Consider the following 26495-nt stretch of genomic DNA (forward strand, 5'->3'; position numbering starts at 1 on the left):
CAGGAGAACGCATATGGCAAAATTCGATCTGAACGATAACAGCGTTGTGGTGATCGTCGGCTCCGGCGCCGGCGGCGGCACGCTGGGCAACGAGCTCGCGCAGAAGGGCGTCAAGGTCGTCATCCTCGAGGCCGGTCCGCGCATCGAGAACCAGGACTTCATCAATGACGAGTGGGACAGCTTCTCCCAGCTCGCCTGGACCGATGCCCGCACCACGTCAGGCAACTGGCGCGTCGCCAAGGATTTCTCGGGCCTGCCCGCCTGGATCGTCAAGGCGGTCGGCGGCTCCACCATCCACTGGGCCGGCGCCTCGCTGCGCTTCGACGAGCACGAGTTCAAGATCAAGAGCACCTACGGCAACATTCCCGGTGCGAACGTTTTGGACTGGCCGGTCACGCTCGCGGAGATGGAGCCGTGGTACGCCAAGGCCGAGAACAAGATGGGTGTGACCCGCACCAACGGCATTCCCGGACTCCCCGGCAACAACAATTTCCGGGTGCTCGAGGCCGGCGCGAAAAAGCTCGGCTACAAGACCGTGCACACCGGCAACATGGCGATCAACAGCCAGCCGCGCGACGGACGCGGCTCCTGCCAGCAGATCGGCTTCTGCTTCCAGGGCTGCAAATCCGGCGCGAAATGGTCGACGCTCTACACCGAGATCCCCAAGGGCGAGGCGACCGGCAATCTGGAGGTCCGCCCCGGTAGCATGGTGGTCAAGATCGAGCACGATGCGAGCGGCAAGGTCACCGGCGTGGTCTATGCCGACGAGAGCGGGGCGATGCAACGCCAGAAGGCGCGGATCGTCGCAGTCGCAGGCAATTCGATCGAGAGCCCGCGGCTGCTGCTCAACAGCGCATCGAGCATGTTCCCCGACGGCCTCGGCAACTCGAGCGGTCAGGTCGGCCGCAACTACATGCGTCACATGACCGGCAGCGTCTACGCCGTGTTCGAGAAGTCGGTGCACATGTATCGCGGCACCACCATGGCCGGCATCATCCGCGACGAAGCGGCCAATAATCCGAAGCGCGGCTTCGTCGGCGGCTACGAGATGGAGACGCTGTCGCTCGGACTGCCCTTCATGGCGGCGTTCCTCAATCCCGGCGCATGGGGCCGGCCGTTCACCGCTGCGATCGATGGCTATCCGCGGATGGCCGGCATGTGGCTGGTCGGCGAGGACATGCCGCAGGAGACCAACCGCATCACGCTCGATCCAACCGTGAAGGACAAGTTCGGCCAGCCCGTCGCGAGCGTGCATTACGACGATCATCCCAATGACCTCGCGATGCGGGCGCACGCCTACAAGCAGGGCGCGGCGGTCTATGACGCCGTCGGCGCCACCGTGACCTATCCGACACCCCCCTATCCGAGCACGCACAATCTCGGCTCCAACCGGATGAGCGAGAAGCCGCGCGACGGCGTGGTCAACAAGTTCGGACAGAGCCACGACGTGAAGAACCTGTTCGTCTCTGACGGCAGCCAGTTCACCAGCGGCGCGGCCTGCAACCCGACGCTGACCATCGTCGCGCTCGCGATCCGGCAGGCGGACTACATTGCAGGGGCGATGCAGAAGAAGGAGATCTGATCTGGCGCCGTCATCGCGCAGGACGGCATCGAGGAGAGATTGCGTATCCACACTCAAGGTGTCGTCCCGGCGAACGCCGGGACCCATAACCACAGGGAGAAGTGTGACGAAGATTAGTCGTTCGGTACGCCGATCACCCACACTCGATGGATTCCGCGGTATGGGTCCCGGCGTTCGCCGGGACGACATCGAGAATGTGGATGCGGGCTCGCGCTTAGCGCTATTCAGCCGCGTCGAGGATCGGCGCCACGGTGGCCTTGAAATCCTGCACCTGCGCCACGCTCTTCGAGCGATAGATCAAACACGAGCAGCGCAGTAGCGAGGCGAAATTGTTGACCTCGCCATGGTGGTCGAGCACCTCGTTGTAGAGCGTCGTCAGGAACTTGCCGACGCTCATGCTCTCCTTGGCCGCGATCTCCTCCAGCGTGTCCCAGAACGCCATCTCCAGCCGGATCGACGTGCAGTGCCCGCCGATCCGCAAGGACCGCGTTTGGGATTCATAGTCGCGTTGGGGCTGGTGCGCGAAGAGATGGCACATGGCGTCCTCCCGTCCTGTTGCCGTTTTTTCACGATGCTACACCGCTGCCCGGCCCCCCACAATCAGGGACCGTAGCCGGAGAGCGGTCCGCGCCGGTTGCGGGATTTTCTCGAACGCCCAATGTCTTCAATGTGATAGGCATCCCTCTTCCCCAGGCCCCCACACGCCTGTTGCCCAACACATGCTTTTGACGCAACACGGCCTAGAATAGGCTGTTCCGCGAATCCAAATCGAAAGCCCCATGCCCGTCCGTCAGCTTCCAGAGCAGGTCGTCAACCGTATCGCCGCCGGCGAGGTGGTCGAGCGTCCGGCGAGCGTGGTCAAGGAACTCGTCGAAAACGCGATCGATGCCGGCGCGAGCCGGATCGACGTCTTCACCGATGGCGGCGGGCGGCGGCGGATCGGCATCACCGATGACGGCGGCGGCATGACCCAGAGGGACCTGTCGCTGGCGGTCGAACGCCATGCCACCTCCAAGCTCGACGACGAGGATTTGCTCCAGATCCGCACCCTCGGGTTCCGTGGCGAGGCGCTGCCCTCGATCGGTTCGGTCGCGCGTCTCTCCATCACCACGCGGCATGCCAGCGAGCCGCATGCCTGGGCGCTCACTGTCGAGGGCGGCGAGAAATCCGAGATCATGCCGGCTGCGCTCGCGCACGGCACCCGCGTCGAGGTCAACGATCTCTTTTATGCGACGCCGGCGCGGCTGAAGTTTCTGAAGACCGACCGCACCGAGGCGGAGGCAATCCGCGAGGTGGTGCGGCGGCTCGCCATGGCGCGACCGGATGTCGCCTTCACGCTCGCGGGCGAGGAGCGCGCGCCGGTGACCTGGGCAGCGGCGCTGCCCGGCGCGGCCGGGCGCCTGACGCGGCTCGGCGACATCCTGGGCGCGGAGTTCCGCAGTCATGCCTTCGAGGTTCATGCCGAGCGCGAAGGCGTCGTCGTCGCAGGCTATGCCGCAGCACCTGCGCTGACCAAGGCCAACGCGCTCGGACAATATCTCTTCGTCAACGGCCGTCCGGTGCGCGACAAGCTGATCCTTGGCGCTGTGCGCGGGGCCTATGCCGATTATCTGCCGCGCGACCGGCATCCGGTGCTGGCACTGTTCGTCACGCTGGATCCGCGCGAGGTCGATGCCAATGTGCATCCCGCCAAGACCGAGGTGCGCTTCCGCAATGCTGGCCTCGTCCGTGCGCTGATCGTGCACGGGCTGAAAGAAGGCCTCGCGCGCGAGGGCCGACGCACCGCCGCCAACAGCGGCGAGAGTGCGCTGTCGTCGTTCCGCCCGGCCTTCACACCGCCACGACCGGCAAGCTGGGACTGGCGAGCCTCGCCATCCGCCCCTGTCGCGTCGATGCCGTCATTCGAAGGCTCCGTAGCGCCCGCCTTCGCCGAGCGGGCTCAGGCCGCGTTCGACGTCGGCGCGCCGAGCGCCGACGTGCGCTTCGACCCGCAGCCTGTGACCGATCTCGTCGACCGTCCGCTTGGTGCTGCGCGCACCCAGCTTCACGAAACCTATATCGTTTCGCAGACCCGCGACGGTCTCATCATCGTCGACCAGCACGCCGCGCATGAGCGCATCGTCTATGAGCGGCTGAAGGCTTCGCTTGCCGAAAACGGCGTGCAGCGGCAGATCCTGTTGATCCCCGAGATCGTCGAGATGGATGAGGCCACGGTGGAGCGCCTGCTCGAGCGCAGCGACGAGCTTGCCTCGTTCGGCCTTGCGATCGAGTCCTTCGGCCCCGGCGCGGTCGCGGTGCGCGAGACGCCGTCGCTGCTCGGCAAGACCAATGCCGGCGGGCTGTTGCGCGATCTGTCCGAGCACATGGCCGAATGGGACGATGCACTGCCGCTGGATCGCCGCCTGATGCATGTCGCCGCCACCATGGCCTGCCACGGCTCGGTGCGCGCCGGCCGCCGCTTGCGGCCCGAGGAAATGAACGCGCTGCTCCGCGAAATGGAGGAGACGCCGAACTCCGGCCAGTGCAATCACGGCCGGCCGACCTATGTCGAGCTGAAGCTCGCCGATGTGGAGAAGCTGTTCGGGCGGCGGTGACGGTGCCGTAGGGCGGGCAAAGGCGCAACGCGCCGTGCCAACGATCTTTGCATGATCGGCAGCGAGGCTACGGCCCCTTCAAAAACACGAACTCCGTATCGTCATACGCCCGCCGCTCCAGCTCCTCGTACCCTTCCGGCGTCACGAACTGCGCGGCCTTGGCCTCTTCCACCACGAGCAGCGCCCCTGGCGTCAGCCAGCCACCATCGCGCAAGGAGGCGAGCGCCTTCTCCGCAAAGCCCTTGCCATAGGGCGGATCGAGGAACACCAGCGAGAACGGCTCGACGGGATGTGCCGGGCCGAGATCGGTCGCATCGCGACGATAGACTTTTGTGACGCCGCCGAGGCCGAGCGACTCGACGTTGTTACGCAGCAGCGCACGCGCCTCCGCGCCGTTGTCCACGAACAGCGTGAATTTCGCGCCGCGCGAGGACGCCTCGATGCCGAGCGCCCCTGTGCCGGCAAAGAGATCGAGCACGCGGGCGTCCTCGATTGGATTGTCATAGGCGTGCACGAGAATGTTGAACACGGACTCGCGCAGCCGATCCGCCGTGGGACGGATGTCGCGCGAAGACGGTGAGGCGAGATTGCGCCCCTTCAAGCGACCGCCGACCACGCGCATGTTATTCGTCCCGCGGCGTCAGATCGCGCTTGCCGTGATAGCCGCGCTTGGGACGGCGCGGCGGGCCGTAGCCGTTCGCCTCTTGCTCGTTGCGCTCGCGCGCCTCGTCGCTGCCGGTGCGCTGCACCAGCACGCGGCGACCCTTGCTGTCCGCGATCACGGCCCGCTTGGACGTCTTCGCACCGGAAGCATCGCCCTCGACAGACTTCCTCGGCACGTCGAACTGCGCGCCCGACTTCTCGATCACCTTGTCGCCGAGCTGATCGCGCAGCACGCGCGCGCGGACCTCTTCGACCTGGCCTTCGGGGACCTCGCCGAGCTGGAACGGACCGTAGGAGACGCGGATCAGCCGGTTCACCTCGAGCCCGAGATGGGCGCAGACGTTACGCACTTCGCGGTTCTTGCCTTCGCGGATCGCGAACACCAGCCAGACATTGGCGCCCTGATCGCGCTCCAGCGTCGCTTCGATCGGACCGTATTTCACGCCCTCGACCTCGATGCCGTCCTTGAGCTGGTCGAGCTGCGCCTGGGTGATGTCACCATGGGCGCGAACACGATAGCGCCTCAGCCAGCCGGTGTCCGGCAGCTCGAGCGTGCGTGCGAGGCCGCCGTCATTGGTGAGCAGCAACAGGCCTTCGGTATTGAAGTCGAGCCGGCCGATCGAGATCAGCCGCGGCAGGCCCTCGGGCAGATTGTCGAACACGGTCGGACGCCCCTCGGGGTCGTCATGCGTCGTCATCAGCCCGCGCGGCTTGTGATAGAGGAACAGCCGCGTGCGTTCGCGCTCCGGCAACGGCTTGCCGTCGACCAGAACCACGTCGTTCTTGGTGATGTCGAGCGCCGGCGAGTTGATCACGCGGCCGTTGACGGTGACGCGGCCCTGCGTGACCATCTCCTCGGCATCGCGCCGCGAAGCCAACCCGGCACGCGCAAGCGCCTTGGCGATGCGCTCGCCGGCCTTCTTCGGCTTCGGCGCCTCTTCGCGACGCGGCCGTCCCTCGAAATCACGCTCGCGCGCGCGATAGGCGCCACGGCCGCCGAAGGCCGGACGCTTCTCGAAGATCCTGCTGTCGTCCTCGTTGTCGCGGCGCGGACGGTCGCCGAAACGGCCTTCACTGCGCGGATGCTCCTGCCAGTCCATGCGGCCTTCGGGCCGCTCGCGCGGACGGTCGAATTTCAGACGGTCGCCGCCGCGCCCACCGCGCGGGCCGTCACCATCACGACGCGGCCGGTCGAACTTGGGACGATCGCGGAACGGACGATCGCCGGAGGCGCGATCATCGCGCGAGCGCGAGAAGCGCGGACGGTCGTCACCGCGGCCACCGTCGCGGCGGTCATCGCGCTTTTGCCAGGGCTTGTCCTCGCCGCGGTCACGGCCGCCGAAATCCTTGCGCGGACCCTTGCTGAAGTCCCTGCGCGGCGGCCGGTCGCCACGCGGGCGATCCTCGCGCTTCTGCCACGGCTTTGAATCGTCCCGCTCGCCGCGATCGCGCGAAAACTTCCGCTCGCCGTCGAACTTGCGTTCCGGACGCTCGCCGCGCGGCGCATACGGTCGCTTGTCGCCGAATTTCTTGTCGCCGAAGCGACCGGCGGGACGCGCATCATCGCGATCCCGGCTGCGCGGCGGACGGTCGTCGCGCCCGGAGAAGGGACGGTCACCGCGCGGCTTGAACGGCCGCTTCTCGCCGTCACGCGACGGACGATCGGAGAAGGGGCGGTCGCCACGCGGCTTGAAGCTGCGCTCGCCGCGGCCCTCGCCGCCGCGATCGTCGCGCTTGAAGCGGGGACGATCGGAAAAATCGCGGCGCGGCGCATCGCCCTCCTCGCGGCGGCGGAACGGTCTGCCCTCACGGGGCGGACGGCTGTCGCGGTCGCCCCTGCCCTCGCTCTTGCCCTCAAAGCCGCGCTTGGCGAACTTCTTCTCGGGGCCGCGCGGCTTGCCGCTGCGCCCGCCCTTTGCTGGTCCCTTGGGGGGGCCTCGCCGGCCGCGGGAATCGTTGTCTTTGTCGCTGTCGCGAGGCATGAATAATCTCACTCAGGGGATGGCCGGTAGCATTGTGCGCGCTCGTTTCGAGCCGCATGCTCAGGCAAAATCGGTAAGCACTTCTGCTGAAGGCGCAGCTACTAGCAGGTTTCTTCGGATGATACGAGGCTTGAAAGCCCCCTCTTTCATGGATTTAGCGCTCAAAACGGCCGAAAATGCCGGAAAGGCGGGCGAAGTTCCGATCGGATGCGTGGTGGTCCGGAATTACGAGGTCATCGCCACCGCCGCCAACCGGACGCTGACCGATTACGACCCCACGGGACACGCCGAGATCATCGCGCTGCGCGAGGCGGCAAAGAAGATCGGCAGCGAGCGCCTGGTCGACTGCGACCTCTACGTGACGCTGGAGCCCTGCACCATGTGTGCGGGCGCGATCTCGTTTGCAAGGGTCCGCCGGCTCTATTACGGCGCGGCCGACCCCAAGGGCGGCGCGGTCGAGTCCGGCGTGCGGTTCTTTGCTTCCCCAACCTGCCACCACGCCCCGGATGTCTATTCCGGCGTCGGCGAGAGCGAGGCGGCGCGGCTGCTCAAGGCGTTCTTCCGCGAGCGACGTTAACCACCTGCGAAGAACGCGCGCAGCGCCTTCGCGGTAACGTCGGGGTTCTCTTCGGTGAGGAAGTGGCCGGAGTCCACCGGCTGGCCCTCGACGTTGGTCGCCCATTGCTTCCAGACGTCGAGCGGCGTCGCGGCGGCCTGGGCGATGCCGACGCCGCCCCACAGCGCCAGCATCGGAATGGTGATCTTCTTGCCGGCCTCGAAATCGGCCTTGTCGAGCTCGTAGTCGATAGTGGCGCCGGCGCGGTAGTCCTCGCACATCGCATGCACGCGGGCGGGATCGCGGAACGGGGCGATGTAGTGTTCGAGCGCGCGCTTGTCGATCGCGTCCAGCGTCTTCGACTTGGTCTGGCTCGCCATCTTGAAGCGCAGGAAGAATTCGCCCTGGCCCGAGATCAGCGTCTCCGGCAGCGGCGCGGGCTGGGCCAGAAACGTCCAGTGATAGATCTTCAGCGCATAGGCGCGGTTCATCCGCTCCCAGTAATTATAGGTCGGCAGGATATCGAGCACCGCGAGCTTCGACAGCCGGCCGGGATGGTCGAGCGCCAGCCGGTACGACACGCGGCCGCCGCGGTCGTGGCCGGCGAGCGCGAAGTGGACGTGGCCGAGCTGCTCCATCGCCTCGACCATGGCCTTGGCCATCGCGCGCTTGCTGTAGGGCATGTGCAGCGCGTCGCTCTCGGGCATGTCGGACCAGCCATAGCCGGGCAGGTCGGCGATGATCAGCGTGAACTGATCGGCCAGCTGCGGCGCGACGCGGTGCCACATCACATGTGTCTCGGAGAAGCCGTGCAGCAAGAGCAGCGGCGGACCCTTGCCGCCGACGCGGGCGAAGATGCGGCCGAACGAGGTGTTGATCCATTCGGAGGCGAAGCCGGGATAGAGGTCGGCGAGATCGGACATCTTCTGCATCCTTATCTGGTCAGTCGCGAGGGCGCCTCGACCTGAAAGTCGAAAACAACCCCATGCACAGTAGCTAAGTTCAAGGCCTGCCTGCACATTTTCGGCGTGCCGACGGGCGGGGCCGGGAATGGCGCGCTCGCGCGCAAAAAGCCCGTCAGTTCCCTGTCAGCCCTTGGCCTTCTCGGCCTCCACCGCCTGCCAGCCGATGTCACGGCGGCAAAAACCCTCCGGCCAGTGGATGCGGTCGACGGCCTGATAGGCGCGCGCCTGCGCTTCGGTCACGGTCGCGCCCAGCGCGCAGACATTGAGCACGCGGCCGCCATTGGCGAGGATGGCACCGTCCTTCGCGACCGTGCCGGCGTGGAAGATCTCGGCGGTCTCGACCTTGGCGGCGTCATCGAGCCCCTCGATGCGCGTGCCCTTCTGATAGTCGCCGGGATACCCCTTCGCCGCCATCACCACCGTGAGCGCCGACTCCGGATACCAGCGAAGGTCGAAATTCCTGAGCTGCCCGTCGCAGGAGGCGAGGAACGCCGGCACGATGTCCGACATCATGCGCATCATCAGCACCTGGCACTCGGGATCGCCGAAGCGGACGTTGAACTCGAACAGCTTTGGGCCCTGCGTCGTCAGCATGATCCCCGCGTAGAGAATGCCGCGGAACGGCGTGCCGCGCTGCTTCATGCCGGCGACCGTCGGCAAGATGATCTTGGCCATGATCGCGTCGTGGATCGCGGGCGTCACCAAAGGCGTCGGGGAATAGGCGCCCATGCCGCCGGTGTTCGGGCCGACGTCGTGATCGAACACGCGCTTGTGGTCCTGCGCGGAGGCGAGCGGAATGGCGGTCTCGCCATCGCACAGCGCGAAGAAGCTGATCTCGCGGCCGGGCAGGAACTCCTCGATCACGACCTCGGCGCCGGCGTCGCCAAACGCGCCCTCGAACATCATGGCGATGGCGTCCTCCGCCTCGCGCACGGTCTTGGCGACGACGACGCCCTTGCCGGCGGCAAGGCCATCGGCCTTCACCACAATCGGCGCGCCCTGGCTCTGGACGTAAGCGCGCGCATCGTCGGCGTTGGTGAATCGCTTGTAGGCGCCGGTCGGAATGCCGAATTCGGTGCAGAGCGCCTTGGTAAAACCCTTGGAGCTTTCGAGCTGGGCGGGGATCCTGTTCGGCCCGAACGCCTTGATGCCGGCGGCGGCGAGGTCATCGACGATGCCGGCGGCCAGCGGCGTCTCCGGGCCGACCACGACCAGCTCGACCGCGTTGGTCTTGCAGAAGTCGATCACGGCGGCATGGTCGGCGACATCGAGCGCCACGCATTCCGCCTCGCGCGCGATGCCGGCATTGCCGGGCGCGCACCAGAATTTGGTCACCAGGGGGGAGGCTGCGATTTTCCACGCCAGGGCATGTTCGCGGCCGCCGGAACCAAGCAGGAGAATGTGCATCGAAGGCTCGAAATGAGGGGTTTTGCTGGGGCGGAGGTCGCACGAATCGCGGTGGGGCTCAAGGGGAAACGGCCCTCCTTCCCGTCATTCCGGGCCGCGCCGAAGCCACGAGCCCGGAATCCATCGGGTCGCGCCAAGCGCAGAGCGGTTGGTGGCGCTCCGGAATCCATCACCGCTATTGGCGGAATGACGAACATTGCCGAATCTGAACGCCGCAACGAACGTTAGATCAATTTGTAACACGGGAGGTAGAGCGACAACCACGCTCACTTTGGAATCACAGGGATTCCGTTTTGCATGCGTTCTTGTCTGGTTGAACGTGTCGAAGCAAGTTCGTCAATGAATGTGCCGCGGGGCTACCGCGGCGACAATCATCCCCCAGCGACGACACATCAGGCGGCTCTCTAAGCGCGCTAGCGGTTTCGTCCCCGCGTCCATACGAGCGTATGCACGTCCGGATGCGGGTTCGATTGCCCTTGACGCCTCCCCTACGGCGGGCGGTCAGGCCGCGAACTTTGCGTAGAAGCATAGGCGAGTTCGACTTCCCCGGGTTGGTCGAAACTGCCATTATCAACCAGTAGTATTTCAACCCCTCATATCCACCATCATTCCAATCACGCGGAACGCGTTGCGGTAATGGGCGAGTACACGCACAACCATTACGTCCCAGTCTGGTACCAACGGCGCTTTATGCTGCCGGGGCAGTCGAAGTATTTTCGCCTCGACCTGAGGCCGGACATGATTACAACGCCCAAAGGCAATGTCCCGCGTAAGAGCGAGCATGAGTGGTCGCCGGATAGTATCTTCGCACAGGACGACCTCTACACGACCAAATGGGGCACCATCACCAACACGGAAATTGAAAAGTTCTTCTTCGGCAAGCTCGATAACGACGCTCCGGCTGCGGTCCAATATTTCTCTAAGTTCACCCATGTCAGCGCGAATGAAAAGGCGTTCAATACTCTCTTGCCCTACATGAGTGTGCAGAAGCTCCGCACCCCGAAAGGGCTCGCTGACCTCGCTGACAGGACGAGAAGCCGAGATGCCAACATGACGTTGATGGTCCTCCAGAAAGTGCAAAACATGTTCTGCGCTGTGTGGACTGAGGCAGTTTGGCAGATTGCCGATGCGTCGAACTCGCCGACCAAATTCATTATCTCCGACCATCCTGTAACGGTCTACAACCGCGCATGCCCGCCGCTCTCAAAGTGGTGCGAGGGGCACAACGACCCGGATGTAAGGCTGAACGCAACGCATACGTTCTTCCCGCTGTCACTCGATAAGGTCCTGATACTGACGAATCTGAGCTGGGCACGCGACCCGTACCAGAGCGAGACGCGATATCGCCCCAACCTTGAAATGTTCCGCACGGCTATCTTCAACTTCCTCTCGGTGCAGGTCGGGAGGAATCTTACAGAAGACGAGGTGCTGCAAATCAACTCGATAACGAAGCGCCGCGCCTTTCGCTACGTCGCCGCCGCGAAAAAGGAATGGCTGTATCCCGAGCGGCACTGTTCGACGGACAACTGGCGGAAGTTCGGCGATGGCTGGCTTCTAATGCCAGAACCTCGACTGCTCTACATGGGCGGTGAGGTAATTATCGGGTATCGCGGTGGAGGTGGAGAAACATTCAGCGAGTACGGTCAACGCCCGTGGGAAAAAGGCTTCAAGGATGAAGACCGCACCCGGCGCGAGAGCAAGAGCCTGCATCGCTTCAAAGCTGAATGGGCTATGAAACACGGACGAAAATACACGGCAGTCAATCAGGACTTCGGCGGAAGGCTGACAGAAGACAGCGAAGATATGACCGCAGAGCGCAAACGCATTCTAGAGAAGTACAAGAAGCGTTGAGTGAAATCCATGCCACGCTTGCAAACATTTGTAGCCCGTAGGATGGGTTGAGCCCTTGCGAAACCCACCACACTTGTTTTCACGAAGCGTCCGTCAGGCTCGCAAACTGCGTTTCATCGGAACGCATGACTCGGCAACTGTCCAGACGGGCGGGCGGTCAGTCGGATGATAGCCGCGATGAAGAAGAGCGAGAACTAGAAAGCGATGGGTTTCGCAAAGGCTCAACCCATCCTACGAGCTGAGCTAGTTGGATTTTGGTCGTTCCCTTGAGACATCGTCGCCGATCAACGAGAGCAGCGTCCTCAATGCCGCCTGGGTGAAGCGGATATTCAAACGCTTGGCATCTTCAGTAAGGATCTGAATGGCGAAGCGGTCATGGTTGTCGTTTTGACTAAGCTCCAAAATATGCGTCACCGTGCCAACCAATTCCGGCTTGCCATACTTGGCGTCCAATTCCTCGACAGCCATCTCCATCGGGTCTTTGCTCATGCGCGCTCCAGCCATTCTGTCATTGCGAGCCCCTTTCCGCTTCATAGCATTGGCACGTCCACCAATGCACGTGCTCCTTGAGGGTAAGCGCTCCTTTCTACGCACCTATGCAGTTGAGCGCGGGGATGGGATGAGGTGTCCACCATGAGCGAGGTGGACACCATCGATGATAACTCCAGAAGAACCTTTGAGACTTGAGACGGTCGGCGTGTTGTGCAATGGCCGGCGTCGCTATGATCCGGCCAGCAAACAGCGACTGGTCGAGGCCTGTCTGCAGCCTGGCGTGTCGCTGGCGGGGCTGGCGTTGCAACACGGCGTGAACGCGAACCTGCTGCGCAAGTGGGTGGCCAAGCGACAACTTCAGAACGGGGATGACCAGCCGGAGGCGCGGGCGCCGATTGCGCCAGCTTTTATTCCGGTTTGCGCGACGGAGCGATCCTGTGCAGGGCGGCTGACGGCATCGATGCCCAACGGCGTGACGCTTTCGCTGGAAGGCGGCGACGCGCAGTTGCTGTCGGCGGTGATTGAAGCGCTGGGGCGTTGCGATGTTCCGACTGGCGTCTGATCTTCGGGTCTACCTTCACCGCGAACCGATTGACTTCCGGGCGGGCATCAACAGCCTGGCGATCGTGGTGGAGCAGTCGATGGGGCTGGATCCGTTCCAACGCGCGGTGTTCGCGTTCTGCAATCGTCGCCGCGACCGGATCAAGCTGCTGATTTATGATCGGTCAGGATTTTGGATGCTGCTGAAGCGGCTGGAGGCCGACAGATTCCACTGGCCCCGAAGTCAGGAGGCGGTGCTGACGCTGACGATGGAGGAGCTGCACTGGCTGCTTGACGGCATCAACATCGCGGCGATGCGTCGTCATCCGGTGCGGCAATATCAGAGCGTGGGCTGAGCGTGTTCGATGCGGGCGGCGTCATCGGGCTTCGGCATGGCCGTTCTCAGATGACGCCGCCGAAGACATGACGAAGACATGGGAGCCCGGTTGACGCGGCGGCATGACTTCGATTCAAGACTACGATGAGTCGCAAGCCCACGACGCACGAACTGGAAGCCTTGATCGCGGCGCTGAAGGCCGAGAACGAGAAGCTCGCGCAGCGCGTGAGGCACCTTGAGGAGCAGTTGCGGCTGGAGCGGCTGCATCGCTACGCGCCACGCAGCGAGAAGCTCAAGGATCGCATCTTCAACGAAGCCGAACAGGCTTCCGCCGAAGAAGGCGCGGAACAGGACGATCTCGAACCGGCGGTCGTGCCGGATACGGGGCGGCCGGAGGGTGAGACGCCCGCGCCGAAGAAGCGCGGCCGCAAGCCTCTGCCGGCGGATCTGCCGCGCCAGCGTATCGAACATGATCTGCCCGAGGACCGGAAGGCCTGCCCGTGCTGCCGGAATCGGATGCACCGGATGGGCGAGAACGTCACCGAACAACTGCATATCGAGGTGAAGGCGACAGTGCTGCAGCACGTGCGGTTCAAGTACGCGTGCCGTCACTGCGAGCGCACTGCGCTGAACACCCCGATCGTGATCGCACCGATGCCGGCGCAGCCATTGCCGGGCAGCGTCGCCACGGCTTCGACGCTGGCGCTCGTGCTGGCCAACAAATACGTCGACGGCACGCCGCTGTATCGTCTGGCGGACGCGCTGGCACGCGCCAACGTCAGCGTCGGCCGCGGCGCCCTGGCCAATTGGGTGATCCGGTCGAGCGAATTGCACCTGCAACGCGTGTATGATGCGCTGAAGCAAACGCTCCGGTCGCAGCCTCTGATCCATGGCGACGAGACGTGGGTCAAGGTCCTCAAGGAGGACGGGCGGGATGCGCAGACCAAATCGTACATGTGGGTCTACCGCAGTGGCCAGGACAGCGCCCAGCCAGTCGTGTTGTTCGATTACCAGCCCGGTCGCGGCCAGGAGCATCCACAGGCCTTCCTGGCCAGTTGGGGCGGCCTGTTGATGAGCGACGGCTATGACGCCTGGCGCACGCTCTCCGGTGTCACTCATCTTGGCTGCATGGCGCACGCGCGCAGGAAATTTACCGACGCGCTCAAGGCGATGAAGAAGCCCGGCGGCCTCTCGTTGCAGGCACTCAGGTTCTTCGAGGCATTGTATGAGGTCGAGAGGCTGGCGCGCCAGACGCCGCCCGACGGCAAAACGCGCGCCGAATACGCCTTGCGGCTGCGCCAGCAGCACAGCGTCCCGGTCCTGGCTGCGTTCAAAAATTGGCTCGACGATCAGGCGCCGAACGTGCTGCCCGAAAGCCTGACCGGCAAGGCCATCGCCTATGCCCGCAACCAATGGGATTATCTGGCCCGCTACGCCAATGATGGCCTTGCGCCGATCGACAACAATGTTCTCGAACGCGACATCAGACCCTTTGTGACCGGAAGAAAAAACTGGTTGTTCAGCGACACCGTCGCCGGCGCAAAGGCCAGCGCGGTGATCTACAGCCTGGTGCTGACATGCCGGGCCTGTGACGTTGAGCCCTACGCCTGGCTATGTCACGTGCTCGCTGAACTGCCGCAGCGTCCGCCCGACGCCGACATCGAAGACCTGTTGCCATTCAACTTTGCCAAGCACGCAGAGACCGTCAACCCTGGCTGATCGCCTTAAAGCCAACAGGGACACTCCACCAATCAAAATCCCCGCCCTGCGCAGACGAGGAGATGATGCTGCACCGTGCGTCAAAAAGCGCGCTTACCCTTGAGGAGGAACCATATCTCAACTTGCAAGTCGTGGCTTGGGACAACTACTCATCAGGAAGGGAATAGAGGTGAACGTCAACGTCACATGCACCTTCGGTTGCCGCTAGGGCGAGTTTCGCAATGAGAAATGACGGAGATATCTGCTTGTGTTGGCGGAGGTCGAGTTTGTCGCGCGCAATAGAGATGCTGCTTGGGCAGCCGCCGCTAATCGTCGCTCGGCTCATTGCCAATCCTGCGTTCGCAGGTCGATCTGGATAGGGATAATGAGCGTTCAAAGAACTTGTACCAAGTGCAGCAGCCAGCGGTTCAACGCTTGGAATCGTTGCATGGACTGCCGAAACGCCCGAGGACGCGTTCGGGCTGCGCGGGAGAAGAGGAATGGTGGGACTCATACCGAAGCGGAATGGCAGGAATTGCTAGCGCGAACTCCCCGATGCCAGGAGAAGTGCAACCGACTTTGGTCGGAGATTCCTCCCCGCCCCGACCGGCGCTACAAGAACGTTTGGACCAAAGGGCATAAGGTTTCGGTTTATGCTGGCGGCACTAACAATATCGAGAACATTCAACCTGAGTGCTATCGGTGCAACTTTCGAAAGAACGCCGGTAGACTTGGGGCGCGGCTCTAGCTACCCCGGGGCGGGAATTGTGTTGACAGTGCTCTAAAATCCAAAGCCAGAGCATCAACCGTAATCCCTGGGTTCTTTTAGAAATACTACCTTTAGACTGAACATAAGGATTTAACTTCAATGGGTGAGCTGAAACCTTATCGCGTGAAGTCTGAGGTACCGTTGACCGGTGGCGCACGCTTCATTCGGGGCTTCGCTCGAATCGGCGCGGTCGTTGCCGTGCTGATAGTGCTGACCGGAATTGCAATCGCAATCTTTGTTAGTGTCGATCGATACAATTCCGATGTTCGCAAACATGAAGACGCCCTGTGCGTCACGCGCCTCGCGCGTGCTGGTTGGACCTTCAAAAAGAAATACGACTACGGCAGCGACCTCGACTACAGCGTCGGCGGTTGTTCGGGATGGAGTCTTTCGTATCAGTCGCTCAATGATGTAATTGCCATCGCGGACGCGCCGGCGCCGACGTTTCTATCAAGCGAAGCTAGCTCCAACCTCGGGTGGGGGCTGGTGATCACCGGCGGGCTCGCAGTCGTCGCCTATCTGGCTTTCTGGTGTATCGGCTGGGTGTTCGCTGGATTTACAAGGGACGCATAAGACAGCACTTTGTTTCCTTCTCCCCTTGCGGGAGAAGGTGGCACGATGCGCCGGATGAGGGGTCTCTATCCGCAGAGGGACTTTTGATGAGGAGCCAACCCCTCACCCAAGTGAGCGCGCGGCGGTTAGCGGTGATGCCCTCTCCCGCAAGGGGAGAGGGCGCAACAATCGACACCTCGAACATTAAGCCTGCTTCCCCGCAATAATCTCCTGCAACGTCGCCACATGCCGCGCGAACGCGCCCCGGCCCGCCGCCGTGGCTGTCACCGTCGTCTGCGGCTTCTTCCCCACGAACGCCTTCTCCACCGAAACATAGCCGGCTTTCGCCAGGGTCTCGATATGCGCACCGAGATTGCCGTCGGTGGCGCCGGTGAGCTTCTTGAGTCGCGAGAATTCGAGGCCTGCGGCTGTCGCCGGGAGCGAATTCAGCGCGGCCATGATCTTGAGCCGCAGCGGCTGGTGGATGATGTCGTCGAGCTCGGCCATGACGCTAGCTCCGCCGCATCCAGAGGCCGCCGACGACCAGGCCGGCGCCGTTGACGACGGCCATCCACGGCAGGAAGGCATCGCCGGTGACGAAGAAATAGCCGACCAGCGTCAGGGCGGTGATCGCAAGCGCGATGACGACGAAGGCCGTGCCGAACCACAGCCCCGCCAGCGCGTAGAACAGCATGAAATAGATGGTCCAGAACGCGCCCTGCTGGCGCGGGGTGAAGTGGCCGAGCACATGCGCGCACAGGAAGCCGAAGGCGATGAACATCAGGAAGGCGAGCAGGATTCGCATATCGAAGCCGCGAACGCCGGTCGAAGCCCTGTTCGCCGCGCTGATCGCGAACGAGCCGGCGATGCCGAGGACGTAGACCGCGAGCCAGTAGTAATTGGCGCCTTGCGGCAACAGCCAGGTCGCGATGTCTGCCGCGAACACCAGCACGCCCCACAGGATCATCATCCGGCTGGCGAGATCGTAGATGCGCGACTGCCGCACGCGCTGGACGATGTCGTCGATCTCGGCCAGCGCCTCGGCGGCCTGCTTGCTGTCGATCATGTCGGCCTCCATCAACCCGGCATCATCGCAGCATCGTGCGCGCGTTCGACGGCACGTCGACGACGCGCGACAGCGATGGTGCGCAGGAATGCGTAACCGATCAGGAACATCGCGGCCTTGCTGACGATGCCATAGATCGACATGGCCACCGACCAGGTCGCGACGTCGACATTGAGCGCGACGATCACGTTCAGCGCCGCCGAAAAGAACATCAGGGCCGACCAGGCGTAACCGACGATGATGGCGACATCCGGCACCAGCTCGATCGCGATCGGCGGCAGATAGCGATTCATCCATCCCCGCTTCAGCATCACGACCCCGACGATGACGTAGATCACGCTCGGCTTGATCATCACGAATCGCGGATCGTCGGTGATCAGCGTGACGGTGCCGGCACCGAGCACCAGAAACAGGCTCATCCACTGCATGGTGTCGATCGGCTTGCGGCGCGCGACTTGCCAGCCGATCTGGGTGATGCCCAGCGCCATGCCGAGCACGACCGACAGGGTCACATTGTGGGTCAGCAGATAGAGCACGAGAAACAACAGCGTCGCCGCCATGTCGAGCAGCAGCAATTTTCCGGCCGCGAACAGGTTCTTCATGGGAGCCTCCACGGCTTGCCGGCAGCGGCAGGGCAATCGCGTATGATGTCCACAACGCAGCGGCATCGGCACTGGGCTCCCTCTCCCGCTTGCGGGGGAGGGCTGGGGTGGGGGTGTCTCCGCGTCGGGATTGCCAGGGATTGTGGAGGACGTCCCTGCGTGGCGAGAGCCCTCACCCGCCGCACTCTGCGAGTGCGTCGGCCTCTCCCGCAAGCGGGAGAGGCGAAGCAAGCCCGCGGACCATCCTCGTAGAATGCGATGGCCCTTCCACCGACGGGCCACATCATGACTGCCCCGCCCCTCTGGTCGCCACGTCCTCGGCGATGGCATTGACCGCCTTCGGATTGGTGACCATGCCCATGTGGTTGACGCCCTCGATCAGCTTGACGTCGACGGCGGGTTTGATGGCCTGCACGGTCTCGGCGTATTTGGCGGAGATCATCATCTCGTCTTCAGTGCCGCCGAAGATCGTCATCGGATGCGTCACGAGAGGCAGATCGAGGCGATAGCCGTGCGTGGCGAAATTGCGCATCAGGCGGTCGGAATAGGTCGGCGTCAGGAAGCGCTCCGAATTCGGCGGCACGGCGAAGGCGAGCACCGGCAGCTGCGAACAGCAATCGATGCCGAGCTTGCGCAGCGCGGTGAGGCCGAGAAAGCGCGGGATGTCGGCGTTGGCCCAGCCGCCGGAGTGCGGCATGTTGGTCGGCGCGTCATAGCCGAGATAGGGCGCGACCAACACGGTGCGCACGAACAGGTCTTGCACGATCGGCGTCGCGGCGACGCGCAGCGAGAAGCCGCCGCCGGCGGAGTGGCCGACCAAAGTCAGCGGCAGGTCCGGCGCGCTCTTGCGGACATGGGCGACGAAATCGACGAGATCGTCCTCGAGCTGGCCGACATAACCGATGTCGCCGCGCGTGCCCGACGCGCCATGGCCGCGCGTATCCAGCGCCCAGGTCTCCACGCCATGCGCGGCAAGCGCCGACGTGAGCGCGTGATTGATCGTGCCGGACGAGCCGGACGAACCGTGGATGAAGATCGCGCCGCGGCCGGTGGCGGAGCCGCCGGCTGCGTAATGGCGATAACCGAGCCAGGTGCCGTCACGGGCCTGGAAGCGCTCCAGCGCCGGCAGGGTCGACATGTCGACGCCCTTGCGGGAATCGGAGACCGAGCGCAGCTCGGGCGGCCGCTGCAGCGGCGTTGCGATCAGGGCGGTGAGGATCAGCGCCACTGCGCCGACCGCGCAGAGACCCCATTTCAACAAGTCGAGGGCACCTCGCAGCAATCGCATCGCCATGGCGCAAACTCCCTGACTGGATCATCAATAGAGAACTCTATAGTACAGAGTACTCTCCCGATCAAGTCCCGGATTGGCGCCGGGCTGCGAAAATCCTTAACGTCGGGTCTGACCCCAAAATGCCGAATCGTTTGCCGATGCCGCCTGCGGAACAACTGAACAACGCGCCCGAATTCACCGTCTCCGAGCTCTCGCAGTCCCTGAAGCGGACGGTCGAGGACACCTATGGCCATGTCCGGGTCCGCGGCGAGATCTCCGGGTTCCGTGGCGCCCACTCCTCCGGCCATTGCTATTTCGCGCTCAAGGACGAGAGCGCCAAGATCGAGGCGGTGATCTGGAAGGGCGTGCACGGCCGCATGCGCTTCAAGCCCCAGGAAGGGCTCGAGGTCATCGCCACCGGCAAGCTCACGACCTATCCGGGCTCCTCGAAGTACCAGATCGTGATCGAGGCGCTGGAGCCGGCCGGCATCGGCGCGCTGATGGCGCTGATGGAGGAGCGCAAGAAGAAGCTCGCCGCCGAAGGCCTGTTCGACGAGGCGCGCAAGCAGCTGTTGCCCTGGCTGCCGGAGGTGATCGGCGTGGTGACCTCGCCGACCGGCGCCGTGATCCGCGACATCCTGCACCGCCTCGAGGACCGCTTTCCGCGTCACGTGCTGGTGTGGCCGGTGAAGGTGCAGGGCGAAGGCTCGGCCGAGCAGGTGGCGGCCGCGATCCGCGGCTTCAACGCTCTCGCCGAGGGCGGCAGGATTCCGCGGCCCGACGTGCTGATCGTCGCGCGCGGCGGCGGCTCGCTGGAGGATCTCTGGTCGTTCAACGAGGAGATCGTGGTCCGCGCGGCGGCCGAGAGCATGATCCCGCTGATCTCGGCGGTCGGCCACGAGACCGACATCACGCTGATCGATTTCGTCGCCGACAAGCGCGCGCCGACGCCGACGGCGGCCGCCGAGATGGCGGTGCCGGTGCGCAGCGAATTGTTCGTCGAGGTCGCCGATCTGGCGCGGCGCACCCGCGCCTATTGGCAGCGCGCGAATGAGAGCCGCCGCAGCGAATTGCGCGCCGCTGCGCGTGCGCTGCCTGCGGCCGGCGATCTGCTGGCAATTCCGCGACAGCGGCTGGATTCGGCAGGCAGCGCCCTGCCCCGCGGATTGAAGGCCAACACGCACGCGCATTTCCGCAGGTTCACCGCGGCAAGTTCAAAACTGACGCTGCGGGTGCTGCACGGCCAGATCGCGCAGGCCGGGCACCGTCTCACCGTGTGCGGCGAACGGCTCGGCCTGTCGACGCGCTCGCTGCTGCGGCAACGGCGCGACCGTTTTGCCGGACTTGAAGTGCGGCTGCGCGCCTCAAAGCTCTCCAACGCGCAGGCGCAGCGCAATGCGATTGCCCGCCAGCGCGAACGCACGCATCGCCTCGCCGAGCGCGCCAACCGCGCGCTGGTCACTTTGCTGCAGCGGCTCGATGCCCGCGTCGAGAACAGCGGCAAGCTGCTCTCCGCGCTGTCCTATCGCGGCGTGCTCGCCCGCGGCTTTGCGCTGGTGCGCGACGAGGCCGGGCATCCGCTGCATTCGGCAGATAGCGTCGGGCCGAACGCGCGGATCGCGATCGAGTTCGCGGATGGACGCGTGAATGCGACGGCGGATGCGGATCGGCCGGCGCCTGTGGCCAAGCGCGCGCCGGCGCAGCCGAAGGCGGCCGCGCAGGATGCAAAGCCAGCTCCGAAGCGCAAGCCGGTGGATCAGGGCAGTTTGTTTTAGGGTGTGATGGAACGCAGTGCGGCCGCAAGTACCGCTGCGTTCCCTCCCCCCTTGCGGGGGAGGGCTAGGGAGAGGGGTACCACACGGCACACTCTCTCAACTAAGCGATCGCATCCGCGAGAACGGATGGACCTTTTCCTGGGCTACCCCTCTCCCCCGCCCTCCCCCGCAAGGGGGGAGGGAGCGCAGTGTGCGATACGGCACGACTGCGCGACGAGAGAGTTGGGACCGCGCTCTCAACACCTCAACGGCAGGACAATCCCGCGTCGATCGTGGTCCAGAAGCCGCAATGTTCCGGCGTCGGTTGTGGCGCGCCGGCGTGGGCTTCGAACAGGAAGATCACCACGGTGAAGACGACCAGTGCGGATGAGAAGATGGCGAGGCGATTGCGCATGAAAGATGCGTTTAGCCGACATCATGGTCGAACTAAGGCACCGTCTTCCGCTGAAACCGGGTGATGCGCCAACCGTAGATTCACGGTCGGCCATTTCGATCCGTGCAGGGCGGTGGTCGATGCGGGGCTGTCTGCCTCACCTTGTTCCTCGGGCGGCCCCGCCTCCCGCCTTCGCTCTGCCGAGCTTCGGCGTGACAAGCCGCTCTGCCGAGCTACGGCGGGGCAGGCCCGCTCTTGCGCGCTAGCGCGCCAACCACTCCGCGACGTCCTTCTGCGACTCCGCGCGCGCTTCGGAATCGGTGCCGAGATGGCCATGCTCGGGCACGGCGGCATCGGTGCTGCTGGCGGCCGCGTGCAGCGGCGTGTTGGCGCGGTCGAAATCGTGATAGGCGCCGGGATAGACCACGATGCGCGCGAGCGCGCTGCGGCCGTGGGCGCCATCCACCATCTGGCGGCAGGCCGGCGGCGACGAGACGTCGTCATTGGCGCCGATCAGCACCAGCGTCGGCACCCGCGTGCTCCAGCCGAGACCGGCGGAGATCCGGCAATCCGGATAGAACGCGATCGCGGCGCGGAAATCCGGTCCCGCATCACGCGCCACGCTCTGCGGACGCACCGCCCAGAGCAGCGCGCTGGCGCCGTTGGCCCAGCCCATCAGGCTGACACGGTCGCGCGCCACCCAATTCTGCTTCATCAGCCAGGCGCGCGAGGCCGCGATATCGGTGACGCGCTCGCGCCGCGCCTTGACGTGCATCTCCTTGACGCGGCATTGCGGGCCGAGCTCGCGCGAGCCGTAGCTGTCGGGCAGCAGCACCGCATTGCCGGCCTTGAGCAGGCGCTCGGCCCAGTCGCGATAGCGCGGCTGCACGGAATCGGAATGGCTGCCGAGACCGCCGCAGCCGTGCAGCGCGATCACCGTCGGAAACGGCCCCTCGCCCTCGGGCTTGAACAGCTGCGCATGCAGGACGCCGGACGACAGCGGAATCTCGACCGGCGCAGGCGCGGGCGCCGGTGCAGCATGCGCGACCGACATCAGAAACAATGGGAACAGGGCGGTCAGGGAAAGGCGCATCGGAGACTGTCGCAGGAGGTGCCGCACGGCCTCAAGCACTATCATGCGTAAACGGCGGCAAAACATCACAAACCGGTGGGTTTAACGGGCGGACAAGCCACCCTATCTATGCTACATCCAGTCCAACACATCGTGCCCCCCATCTTCTTCAACGGGGCGGCCTCCCACGGAGACTTTCGACCGTGCTGAACAAGTTCGGCCCCTCGGGCCATGGCGAAGCGCAAGTGCAATATCTCGACGGCGATTTCCGCGTGATCTCGCCGGGCACCTTCGTGCGCTGCGCCATCACCGACACGCGCATCCCGCTCGACGAACTGAAATACTGGAGCGTGGATCTGCAGGAAGCCTACGCCACGCCGGCCGCCGTGCTGCAGCGGCATTTTCCCAACGCGCCGAAGCCGTGATCGCGATTTCGTAGGGTGGGCAAAGGCGCAACGCGCCGTGCCCACGGCCTCTGCATGATCACGACGAACAACGTGGGCACGCTCCGCTTTGCCCACCCTACGGCACCGGGGTTGTGGCATCGTTCTGCTATTGCGGCTCCGGACCATCGCCGCCCACGCAAGTCTTGATCGCACTCCTTCGCGCCTCGCCGACGATCTTCTGATCGATCGCCTGCTTCAGGCAATCGACCCGCGCCTGCGCCATGCAGAGCTGCATCTGGTCGCGCTTGTCCTGCCCCTTGAGATTTTGCGTGGCGGCGAGACACGTCACGCGCTTGGTCGCGGGAACCGGCACCGTGGCGGTCGGGGTAGCCGGCGCCGGCGTCGTCTGCGCAAACACCGGCGCAACAATCAAACACGCAAGGCTGGCGGCCAGCGCCGCGAGAGGCAGTTTCATCGCAGTCTCCGAGATCGTCCGAAATCGATAGAGGATTGCGATGAACGCCGCCTGAATGGCGCGCTGCCGTAGGGTGGGCAAAGCGGAAGCGTGCCCACCACCTGTCTCCGGACGCAACAGATCGTGGGCACGGCGCAAGAGCGCCTTTGCCCACCCTACGAGATCGCGGCGTGAGGCTGGATCAACGCCTGCTGAAGCGGCGCTCGCGGGCCTTGTAGAGATGGTCGCTGATCAGCTGCTTGAGCTTGGCTGGATCGTCGAACTCGAGCTTGACCGCGAACGGCACGACGCCGTCCGGCACGCCCTCGGTGCCGTGCAGGCGTGAAACATCCTTTTCCGTCGTCACCAGGATGAGCTGCTCGCGCTTTGCGTCGGCGGCGAGTGCGGCGAGCTCGTCTTGCGAAAACATGTGGTGATCGGCGAAGGGACGCGTGCGCGCGACCTCGATACCGCAAGCGCGCAACGTGCGGAAGAAGCGTTCGGGATCGCCGATGCCGGCAAACGCAAACACCTGCTTGCCGAAGAGCTGTGCGATGGCTGCCGCATCCGGTTTGAGGCGCGCCCGCAACACCGGCTTGCCGCGCGCGGCAATCTCCGCGGCAACGCCGTCAGCCGCATGGCCGTCGCCGATCACGACCAGCGCATCGGTGCGCGAGAGCTGCGCCCTCAGCGGTGCGCGCAACGGACCTGCGGGAAACACCTTGCCGTTGCCGAGGCCGCGCTCGCTGTCGATCACGATCAGCGAGGCGTCCTTCAACAGCAGCGGGTTCTGGAAACCGTCGTCCATCAGGATCACGGTGGCGCCTTGCGACTTCGCCAGCGCGACGCCGTCGAGGCGGTCGCGCGCGACGGCGACGGGCACGTCGCGCACCATCATCAGCGGCTCGTCGCCGATGTCGGCGGCGGTATGACGTTCGCGATCGACCATCACCGGGCCGTGCAGGCGTCCGCCATAGCCGCGGCTGAGCACCACCGGTGTCTCGCCGAGCTCGCGCAGCAGCCTGGTCAGCGCCAATACAGTCGGCGTCTTGCCGGCGCCGCCGACATGGTAGTTGCCGACGCAGAGCACGGGGATGCCGGCGTCAAATCCCTTGCGCGCCATGCGGCGCGCGGTGATGGCGCCATAGAGCACGCCCAATGGGCTCAGCAGATGCGACTTGGGGGAACGCGGCCGGTACCAGAAGGCCGGCTCACGCATTGGCGGCTCCCATCTCGATCCGCAACTGCATCAGATACGGCTCGAGCGCCGTCATGGTGCGATCGAGCGCGCCGCCGAGCTCCTCGACCACGCCAGCGCCCGCGCGATGCATCTTGTCGCGCACGGTCGGCTCGGCCAGCAACAGGCCGAGCTGCTTGACCAGCGCCTCCTGCGTGTCGGCCTGGCGCGCCCCGCCGCTTTGGTCGAGTGCCGCATAGACGTCGGCGAAATTGAAGACGTTCGGACCATGGACGATGGCCGCGCCTAACTTGATCGCCTCGATCGGATTCTGGCCGCCATGGCGGATCAGTGAGCCGCCCATGAACACGATCGGCGACAGGCGGTAGAACAGGCCGAGCTCGCCCATGGTGTCGGCGATATAGATATCGGTGGTCGCCGCCGGCGGCTCGTCGCGCGAGCGCAGTGCCGGCTTCAGGCCGGACGCCGTGACCATGCCCGAGATCGACGAGCCGCGATCGGGATGCCGCGGCACGATCACGGTCAGGAGCTGCGGGAAGATGCCGACGAGGCCGCGATGCGCGGCGACCAGCATCTCGTCCTCGCCCGGATGGGTCGAGGCCGCGACGATGATCGGACGCCCGCGCGTCATCGCCATCAGCCGTTCGAGTTTTGCCGGATCGGCCGGCGGTGCCGGCACGTCGAGCTTGAGATTGCCCGTGGTGACGACGTCGCGGCTGCCGAGCGCGGAGAAACGTTCGGCATCGGTCTTCGACTGCGCCAGGCAGATGTCGAAGCGTGACAGCAGCGCCGAGATGGTGCCATGCATCCGCCGCCAGCGCGGGAAGGAGCGCGGCGACATCCGCCCGTTGATCAGCACCATCGGCACCCGGCGCGCGGCGCCCGCCAGGATCAGGTTCGGCCACAGGTCGGATTCGATGAACAGCGCCAGCGACGGCTTCCAATGATCGAGGAAACGCGCGACGTAGCGCGGGGAATCATACGGCACGTATTGATGGATGACGTCGGGCGGAAAACGTTTTGCCACCACGGCAGCCGAGGTGACCGTGCCGGAGGTGAGCAGGATGCGCAGATTGAGGTCGCGCAGGCGTTCGATCAGCGCCGCTGCGGCCAGCACCTCGCCGACGCTGGCGCCGTGGATCCAGACCAGCGGGCCGTGCGGGCGCACATCCCGGCTGAGCCCCCGCCGCTCGCCGACGCGCGCGGGATCTTCCTTGCCCTGCTTCAGCCGCCGCTTAATCAGCGCAGGCGCGAGCGGCACCAGGCTGGTCGCCAGGCGCCGATACATCCGCAGCGTCATCGGCAGGGCATAAGGCAGCGAATTAGCCATCTGCAGGTCCCGGGCGGCCGAGCTGCGCATAGGCGCGGCGGGTCGCTTCGTTCAGCGTGTCTTCCAGCTCCTGCCGCAGCGCTTCCATGGTGGTGGCATCGGCATCCGGCGGCACGTGGATCTCCTTGATGCCGACCAGGGCGCCCCGCCCGAACGGCAGGTTGATGGTGGTGCGGTCCCAGTTCTTGAGCCGGATGAAGCGGCTGGTCGCCATTGCGAAAGGCATGATCGGCCGCCCCGATTCCCGTGCCAGCATGATGATGCCGAGGCCGGCCACGCGCGAGCGCTTGGGGACATCGGCGGTCAGCGCGACATTACAACCGTCCTGGAGCGTGTACACCATTTCCCTGAAGGCGCCGACGCCGCCTTTCCGGTGGAAAGCGCCGCCATGATCCCCGGAACCGCGGATGAGGCCGATGCCGAGCCGCTCGACCGCGATCGCATTGAACTCGCCATCGCGATGCCGGGAGATCAGGACCTTGGCCCGGTAGGACTCCTTGGTCTTGATGAACGGGGTGAGGAAATGCTGGCCGTGCCAGAACGCGAAGATCGCCGGAATCTGCGGCTCGACGATGTCATAGACATCGGGCGGATCGAACGTGAATTTGTTGGTCCGCCAGACCAGACGCAGATATTCGGCCGCCAGGACCCCGACGGCACGCTGAAACCAGCTGCTTCGCAGCGTATTGCGAAGCAGTTTTTTCAACGCGCCTTCGTTTCTTGATTCGGGTCGAGCAACCGGTGGAGATGAACGATGAAGTAGCGCATCTGCGCGTTGTCGACCGTGCTCTGCGCCTTGGCGCGCCAGGCGACGTGGGCGGCCGCGTAGTTCGGATAGAGGCCGACGATCTCGACGTCGTCGAGGTTCTTGAAAGTGTTGTGCTCGAGATCGAGCAGCTCACCGCCAATGACGAGATGGAGCAGTTGTTGCGGGGCACTATCAGACATGGGTTCTCCTAACGGGCTGCCCGGCAAAGC

Annotated in this window: 28 protein-coding genes; 11 read left to right on the forward strand and 17 right to left on the reverse strand. The window is 64.7% G+C overall.

Going from position 1 to position 26495, the window contains the following annotated elements:
- Positions 1–13: 13 nt before the first annotated feature.
- Positions 14–1582, forward strand: a complete 1569-nt coding sequence (locus NLM32_RS41480) for a GMC family oxidoreductase (RefSeq protein ID WP_254134416.1) — start codon at positions 14–16, stop codon at positions 1580–1582.
- Between the two features lie 220 nt (positions 1583–1802).
- On the opposite strand, the gene NLM32_RS41485 is transcribed toward NLM32_RS41480, so the two are convergent.
- On the reverse strand, positions 1803–2120 hold the full coding sequence (locus tag NLM32_RS41485; RefSeq protein ID WP_254134417.1) for a ribbon-helix-helix domain-containing protein: 318 nt from the start codon (positions 2118–2120) through the stop codon (positions 1803–1805).
- A gap of 241 nt (positions 2121–2361) precedes the next feature.
- Here NLM32_RS41485 and mutL point away from each other — a divergent pair, with 241 nt between their 5' ends.
- Positions 2362–4176, forward strand: coding sequence for a DNA mismatch repair endonuclease MutL (mutL, locus tag NLM32_RS41490; protein ID WP_254134418.1), 1815 nt, complete (start codon positions 2362–2364; stop codon positions 4174–4176).
- 67 nt (positions 4177–4243) lie between these two features.
- Here the strand turns inward: mutL and rsmD are convergent, their stop codons facing one another.
- Positions 4244–4798: a 16S rRNA (guanine(966)-N(2))-methyltransferase RsmD gene (rsmD, locus tag NLM32_RS41495; protein WP_254134419.1), complete on the reverse strand. Its 555-nt coding sequence runs from the start codon at positions 4796–4798 to the stop codon at positions 4244–4246.
- Between the two features lies 1 nt (position 4799).
- Positions 4800–6821 (reverse strand): pseudouridine synthase, encoded by a 2022-nt coding sequence (locus NLM32_RS41500; RefSeq protein ID WP_254134420.1) that lies wholly within the window; start codon positions 6819–6821, stop codon positions 4800–4802.
- 118 nt (positions 6822–6939) lie between these two features.
- Between NLM32_RS41500 and NLM32_RS41505 the strand changes: the two genes are divergently transcribed.
- On the forward strand, positions 6940–7398 hold the full coding sequence (locus NLM32_RS41505) for a nucleoside deaminase (RefSeq protein ID WP_254135544.1): 459 nt from the start codon (positions 6940–6942) through the stop codon (positions 7396–7398).
- Here the strand turns inward: NLM32_RS41505 and NLM32_RS41510 are convergent.
- Both NLM32_RS41510 and purD read right to left on the reverse strand, forming a co-directional pair.
- Positions 7395–8300, reverse strand: coding sequence for an alpha/beta fold hydrolase (locus NLM32_RS41510; RefSeq protein WP_254134421.1), 906 nt, complete (start codon positions 8298–8300; stop codon positions 7395–7397). The two genes, NLM32_RS41505 and NLM32_RS41510, sit on opposite strands and share 4 nt — an antisense overlap.
- A gap of 165 nt (positions 8301–8465) precedes the next feature.
- The gene (gene purD, locus NLM32_RS41515) at positions 8466–9749 is read right to left on the reverse strand and encodes a phosphoribosylamine--glycine ligase (protein WP_254134422.1); all 1284 of its coding nucleotides are present in this window, start codon (positions 9747–9749) and stop codon (positions 8466–8468) included.
- Between the two features lie 636 nt (positions 9750–10385).
- On the opposite strand from purD, the gene NLM32_RS41520 reads away from it, so the two are divergent.
- On the forward strand, positions 10386–11600 hold the full coding sequence (locus NLM32_RS41520) for a DUF4238 domain-containing protein (RefSeq protein ID WP_254134423.1): 1215 nt from the start codon (positions 10386–10388) through the stop codon (positions 11598–11600).
- A gap of 243 nt (positions 11601–11843) precedes the next feature.
- On the opposite strand, the gene NLM32_RS41525 is transcribed toward NLM32_RS41520, so the two are convergent.
- The gene (locus NLM32_RS41525) at positions 11844–12089 is read right to left on the reverse strand and encodes a hypothetical protein (RefSeq protein ID WP_254134424.1); all 246 of its coding nucleotides are present in this window, start codon (positions 12087–12089) and stop codon (positions 11844–11846) included.
- A gap of 166 nt (positions 12090–12255) precedes the next feature.
- On the opposite strand from NLM32_RS41525, the gene NLM32_RS41530 reads away from it, so the two are divergent.
- The 5 genes from NLM32_RS41530 (at position 12256) to NLM32_RS41545 (ending at position 16009) form a co-directional block, all read left to right on the forward strand.
- Positions 12256–12654 (forward strand): transposase, encoded by a 399-nt coding sequence (locus tag NLM32_RS41530; RefSeq protein WP_254128299.1) that lies wholly within the window; start codon positions 12256–12258, stop codon positions 12652–12654.
- Positions 12635–12988 carry an IS66 family insertion sequence element accessory protein TnpB gene (gene tnpB / locus NLM32_RS41535; RefSeq protein WP_027584880.1) on the forward strand — a complete coding sequence of 118 codons (354 nt, stop codon included), beginning with the start codon at positions 12635–12637 and terminating at the stop codon, positions 12986–12988. The genes NLM32_RS41530 and tnpB overlap by 20 nt, the downstream gene beginning before the upstream one ends.
- A 125-nt stretch (positions 12989–13113) precedes the next feature.
- On the forward strand, positions 13114–14688 hold the full coding sequence (locus NLM32_RS41540; RefSeq protein WP_254128657.1) for an IS66 family transposase: 1575 nt from the start codon (positions 13114–13116) through the stop codon (positions 14686–14688).
- Between the two features lie 427 nt (positions 14689–15115).
- Positions 15116–15415 (forward strand): HNH endonuclease, encoded by a 300-nt coding sequence (locus NLM32_RS46470; protein WP_375143616.1) that lies wholly within the window; start codon positions 15116–15118, stop codon positions 15413–15415.
- A gap of 120 nt (positions 15416–15535) precedes the next feature.
- Positions 15536–16009, forward strand: a complete 474-nt coding sequence (locus tag NLM32_RS41545) for a hypothetical protein (protein ID WP_254134425.1) — start codon at positions 15536–15538, stop codon at positions 16007–16009.
- Between the two features lie 183 nt (positions 16010–16192).
- Here the strand turns inward: NLM32_RS41545 and NLM32_RS41550 are convergent, their stop codons facing one another.
- The 4 genes from NLM32_RS41550 to NLM32_RS41565 all read right to left on the reverse strand — a co-directional run bounded on the left by NLM32_RS41550 (position 16193) and on the right by NLM32_RS41565 (position 18950).
- Complete coding sequence (locus NLM32_RS41550; RefSeq protein WP_254134426.1) at positions 16193–16495, reverse strand: transcriptional regulator; 303 nt, start codon at positions 16493–16495, stop codon at positions 16193–16195.
- 4 nt (positions 16496–16499) lie between these two features.
- Positions 16500–17054, reverse strand: coding sequence for a hypothetical protein (locus tag NLM32_RS41555; protein WP_254134427.1), 555 nt, complete (start codon positions 17052–17054; stop codon positions 16500–16502).
- Positions 17055–17065: 11 nt separating this feature from the next.
- A complete protein-coding gene (locus tag NLM32_RS41560) occupies positions 17066–17656 on the reverse strand; it encodes an inner membrane-spanning protein YciB (protein ID WP_254134428.1) in 591 nt (196 codons plus the stop codon).
- Positions 17657–17939: 283 nt separating this feature from the next.
- Positions 17940–18950, reverse strand: coding sequence for an alpha/beta hydrolase (locus NLM32_RS41565; protein ID WP_254134429.1), 1011 nt, complete (start codon positions 18948–18950; stop codon positions 17940–17942).
- A gap of 119 nt (positions 18951–19069) precedes the next feature.
- On the opposite strand from NLM32_RS41565, the gene xseA reads away from it, so the two are divergent.
- Positions 19070–20704: an exodeoxyribonuclease VII large subunit gene (gene xseA, locus NLM32_RS41570; RefSeq protein WP_254134430.1), complete on the forward strand. Its 1635-nt coding sequence runs from the start codon at positions 19070–19072 to the stop codon at positions 20702–20704.
- Positions 20705–20948: 244 nt separating this feature from the next.
- Here xseA and NLM32_RS41575 read toward each other — a convergent pair whose 3' ends face one another.
- Together NLM32_RS41575 and NLM32_RS41580 are read right to left on the reverse strand one after the other, a co-directional pair.
- Positions 20949–21098 (reverse strand): hypothetical protein, encoded by a 150-nt coding sequence (locus NLM32_RS41575; protein WP_254134431.1) that lies wholly within the window; start codon positions 21096–21098, stop codon positions 20949–20951.
- A 241-nt stretch (positions 21099–21339) separates the two neighbouring features.
- Positions 21340–22170 carry a dienelactone hydrolase family protein gene (locus NLM32_RS41580; RefSeq protein ID WP_254134432.1) on the reverse strand — a complete coding sequence of 277 codons (831 nt, stop codon included), beginning with the start codon at positions 22168–22170 and terminating at the stop codon, positions 21340–21342.
- A gap of 182 nt (positions 22171–22352) precedes the next feature.
- On the opposite strand from NLM32_RS41580, the gene NLM32_RS41585 reads away from it, so the two are divergent.
- Complete coding sequence (locus NLM32_RS41585) at positions 22353–22574, forward strand: DUF2093 domain-containing protein (protein WP_254134433.1); 222 nt, start codon at positions 22353–22355, stop codon at positions 22572–22574.
- A gap of 127 nt (positions 22575–22701) precedes the next feature.
- On the opposite strand, the gene NLM32_RS41590 is transcribed toward NLM32_RS41585, so the two are convergent.
- The 5 genes from NLM32_RS41590 to NLM32_RS41610 all read right to left on the reverse strand — a co-directional run bounded on the left by NLM32_RS41590 (position 22702) and on the right by NLM32_RS41610 (position 26465).
- Positions 22702–23010, reverse strand: a complete 309-nt coding sequence (locus NLM32_RS41590; protein WP_254134434.1) for a hypothetical protein — start codon at positions 23008–23010, stop codon at positions 22702–22704.
- Positions 23011–23191: 181 nt separating this feature from the next.
- Complete coding sequence (gene lpxK / locus NLM32_RS41595; protein WP_254134435.1) at positions 23192–24208, reverse strand: tetraacyldisaccharide 4'-kinase; 1017 nt, start codon at positions 24206–24208, stop codon at positions 23192–23194.
- The gene (locus NLM32_RS41600) at positions 24201–25547 is read right to left on the reverse strand and encodes a 3-deoxy-D-manno-octulosonic acid transferase (protein WP_254134436.1); all 1347 of its coding nucleotides are present in this window, start codon (positions 25545–25547) and stop codon (positions 24201–24203) included. The genes lpxK and NLM32_RS41600 overlap by 8 nt, the downstream gene beginning before the upstream one ends.
- Entirely contained in the window at positions 25510–26223 is a 714-nt protein-coding gene (locus NLM32_RS41605) for a lysophospholipid acyltransferase family protein (RefSeq protein WP_254134437.1), read from the reverse strand. Before NLM32_RS41605 ends, NLM32_RS41600 begins: the two co-directional genes overlap by 38 nt.
- Positions 26220–26465 (reverse strand): DUF4170 domain-containing protein, encoded by a 246-nt coding sequence (locus NLM32_RS41610; protein WP_234685462.1) that lies wholly within the window; start codon positions 26463–26465, stop codon positions 26220–26222. The genes NLM32_RS41605 and NLM32_RS41610 overlap by 4 nt, the downstream gene beginning before the upstream one ends.
- Positions 26466–26495: the final 30 nt, after the last annotated feature.

Source organism: Bradyrhizobium sp. CCGUVB14 (assembly GCF_024199935.1).
Classification (GTDB): domain Bacteria; phylum Pseudomonadota; class Alphaproteobacteria; order Rhizobiales; family Xanthobacteraceae; genus Bradyrhizobium.

Bases quoted from the DNA above. Each gene is read 5' to 3' on its own strand.
- NLM32_RS41480 (WP_254134416.1), top strand. From the start codon at position 14: ATGGCAAAATTCGATCTGAACGATAACAGCGTTGTGGTGATCGTCGGC.
- NLM32_RS41485 (WP_254134417.1), bottom strand. From the start codon at position 2,120: ATGTGCCATCTCTTCGCGCACCAGCCCCAACGCGACTATGAATCCCAA.
- mutL (WP_254134418.1), top strand. From the start codon at position 2,362: ATGCCCGTCCGTCAGCTTCCAGAGCAGGTCGTCAACCGTATCGCCGCC.
- rsmD (WP_254134419.1), bottom strand. From the start codon at position 4,798: ATGCGCGTGGTCGGCGGTCGCTTGAAGGGGCGCAATCTCGCCTCACCG.
- NLM32_RS41500 (WP_254134420.1), bottom strand. From the start codon at position 6,821: ATGCCTCGCGACAGCGACAAAGACAACGATTCCCGCGGCCGGCGAGGC.
- NLM32_RS41505 (WP_254135544.1), top strand. From the start codon at position 6,940: ATGATACGAGGCTTGAAAGCCCCCTCTTTCATGGATTTAGCGCTCAAA.
- NLM32_RS41510 (WP_254134421.1), bottom strand. From the start codon at position 8,300: ATGTCCGATCTCGCCGACCTCTATCCCGGCTTCGCCTCCGAATGGATC.
- purD (WP_254134422.1), bottom strand. From the start codon at position 9,749: ATGCACATTCTCCTGCTTGGTTCCGGCGGCCGCGAACATGCCCTGGCG.
- NLM32_RS41520 (WP_254134423.1), top strand. From the start codon at position 10,386: ATGGGCGAGTACACGCACAACCATTACGTCCCAGTCTGGTACCAACGG.
- NLM32_RS41525 (WP_254134424.1), bottom strand. From the start codon at position 12,089: ATGAGCAAAGACCCGATGGAGATGGCTGTCGAGGAATTGGACGCCAAG.
- NLM32_RS41530 (WP_254128299.1), top strand. From the start codon at position 12,256: ATGATAACTCCAGAAGAACCTTTGAGACTTGAGACGGTCGGCGTGTTG.
- tnpB (WP_027584880.1), top strand. From the start codon at position 12,635: ATGTTCCGACTGGCGTCTGATCTTCGGGTCTACCTTCACCGCGAACCG.
- NLM32_RS41540 (WP_254128657.1), top strand. From the start codon at position 13,114: ATGAGTCGCAAGCCCACGACGCACGAACTGGAAGCCTTGATCGCGGCG.
- NLM32_RS46470 (WP_375143616.1), top strand. From the start codon at position 15,116: ATGGACTGCCGAAACGCCCGAGGACGCGTTCGGGCTGCGCGGGAGAAG.
- NLM32_RS41545 (WP_254134425.1), top strand. From the start codon at position 15,536: ATGGGTGAGCTGAAACCTTATCGCGTGAAGTCTGAGGTACCGTTGACC.
- NLM32_RS41550 (WP_254134426.1), bottom strand. From the start codon at position 16,495: ATGGCCGAGCTCGACGACATCATCCACCAGCCGCTGCGGCTCAAGATC.
- NLM32_RS41555 (WP_254134427.1), bottom strand. From the start codon at position 17,054: ATGATCGACAGCAAGCAGGCCGCCGAGGCGCTGGCCGAGATCGACGAC.
- NLM32_RS41560 (WP_254134428.1), bottom strand. From the start codon at position 17,656: ATGAAGAACCTGTTCGCGGCCGGAAAATTGCTGCTGCTCGACATGGCG.
- NLM32_RS41565 (WP_254134429.1), bottom strand. From the start codon at position 18,950: ATGGCGATGCGATTGCTGCGAGGTGCCCTCGACTTGTTGAAATGGGGT.
- xseA (WP_254134430.1), top strand. From the start codon at position 19,070: ATGCCGAATCGTTTGCCGATGCCGCCTGCGGAACAACTGAACAACGCG.
- NLM32_RS41575 (WP_254134431.1), bottom strand. From the start codon at position 21,098: ATGCGCAATCGCCTCGCCATCTTCTCATCCGCACTGGTCGTCTTCACC.
- NLM32_RS41580 (WP_254134432.1), bottom strand. From the start codon at position 22,170: ATGCGCCTTTCCCTGACCGCCCTGTTCCCATTGTTTCTGATGTCGGTC.
- NLM32_RS41590 (WP_254134434.1), bottom strand. From the start codon at position 23,010: ATGAAACTGCCTCTCGCGGCGCTGGCCGCCAGCCTTGCGTGTTTGATT.
- lpxK (WP_254134435.1), bottom strand. From the start codon at position 24,208: ATGCGTGAGCCGGCCTTCTGGTACCGGCCGCGTTCCCCCAAGTCGCAT.
- NLM32_RS41600 (WP_254134436.1), bottom strand. From the start codon at position 25,547: ATGCGCAGCTCGGCCGCCCGGGACCTGCAGATGGCTAATTCGCTGCCT.
- NLM32_RS41610 (WP_234685462.1), bottom strand. From the start codon at position 26,465: ATGTCTGATAGTGCCCCGCAACAACTGCTCCATCTCGTCATTGGCGGT.